Source organism: Microvirga tunisiensis, assembly GCF_009296175.1.
GTDB lineage: Bacteria > Pseudomonadota > Alphaproteobacteria > Rhizobiales > Beijerinckiaceae > Microvirga > Microvirga tunisiensis.
The window spans coordinates 1-1,512 of record NZ_VOSK01000729.1 but is presented as its reverse complement, the minus strand read 5'-3'; the positions used below and the strand labels follow the sequence as shown (position 1 = coordinate 1,512).

Annotated in this window: 1 protein-coding gene and 2 pseudogenes; all 3 read right to left on the bottom strand. The window is 59.3% G+C overall.

The window, feature by feature from the left end:
* Positions 1 to 259: 259 nt before the first annotated feature.
* Entirely contained in the window at positions 260 to 454 is a 195-nt protein-coding gene (locus FS320_RS43220) for a hypothetical protein (RefSeq protein WP_152718632.1), read from the bottom strand.
* Between the two features lie 169 nt (positions 455 to 623).
* A pseudogene (locus tag FS320_RS43215) lies at positions 624 to 812 on the bottom strand (transposase); the annotation flags it as partial.
* Between the two features lie 155 nt (positions 813 to 967).
* Positions 968 to 1,105, bottom strand: a pseudogene (locus FS320_RS43210) (IS6 family transposase); the annotation flags it as partial.
* Positions 1,106 to 1,512: the final 407 nt, after the last annotated feature.

Below are 1,512 nucleotides of genomic sequence, written 5' to 3'. Positions count from 1 at the left end.
CTCCTGATCGAGCCGGCTCATGCGCTCCTCCGTGTCGTCCCGTGACACGGTAGGTCGACTTCAACCGGAGGCGACATCTCGTAAATCTGGCCGTCGCCTTACTCACACATTCGCGCGTCGCGCTACAATAGTACCTGCGCTCGTCCGGCGAGCGGTGTTCACCCACCAACCAGACCTCGTCACCGGACAGATGTTGGGCGATATGCCCGCGCAACTGAACCGCCGGTCCATAGGCGACCCGCACCCGCATGGCGGCAAATCACGCTTGTAGCGGCCCCTTGGTGCCGTGCCGCCACGTGATCCGGCGGCATGACATCTTGGCCAGCATGGCCTTGGCCGAGATCGATTGCTGACCAGGGGTCAGCGTCTTACGCGGTCGTCCGCGTGTGGTGGTGGAGGCAACCATCTGCACACCGGCTGGATAGACCTGATCTTCCCCCGACTGCGTGGACACTGGGTTAGCTCGCTTTCCTCTCAGCTTACTCGGGTGTGAGATACCCGAGCGCTGAGTGGATGCGCTGCTTTAAAACATCGCGCTCTATGCGCGTGCGATCGAGTCCATGCCGCAGCCGCGCAATCTCGGCCGCCTGATCGGCTGGAGACACCATTGCAGCAGAACGGGTCGGCGCAACCTTCGAGCCAGCCCTCGACCGCGGGATGCCGCCATGCACGACGCTCCGCCAGTTGCGCAGCATCGAGGATGAAATCCCCCGCTCGGTCGCAATCTGCATCAGGGGTCGGCCGCTACTCTCCAGCAGGACGACGGCATCTCGTTTGAACTCTGGGGTGAATTCCCGTCTCGTCTTCGTCATCAAACACCTTCCCGCTCCCGCAGCAGCTTAGCAAAGGTGTCCGTCAACATGAGCGAAGATCAGTTGACCGCTGCTCCATTCGCGCGGGCATCCTGAGAGGGCAGCTCGTGCGAAGAGATGCGAGCTGGTCTGCCAAAGGGATCTTCTCACAGGTCGTGCACTGTCGCGTGGTCAACGGTGATGCCGCGCTCGGTCATCATCTCCTCCAAGTCACGGGGACCGAGGCTGTAAGCCAGATATCACCGAACGCATAAAAGAATCACCGATTGATCAAAATGCCGGCCCTTGAACATCTGTTACTCCACCCTGAGATCTCAAGCACGGTAGCTGAAAATCTAGTACAAATTGTTTGCGGCAGAGCCGCGCGGCGTGCTCCTCACTGTTGCAGCTTGGGCACTGCATTGCCGCTCTCGATGTCAATTTCGTTGCTAGCTTGGCTGCAATTGATCCCGATCAAAGACGAAGCGGAAGCGGGGGCGAATGTGAGGTCAGTCAACCACACGTGGCCGTGTCGGGCGTGTGTGAGAAACGGAGTCAAAATGACCATGTCTCGCCTTCTCCTCCTCGCCGCTTAGAGCGCGTTGACATTCATTTGGTCCAGATGAACGCGCTGACGAGGCAAAGGATTGACATAAACGCCCGTGGGGTCTGTTCGTAGCGCGTGGCGATGCGTCTGAAGTGCTTGATTTTCAGGAAGAAG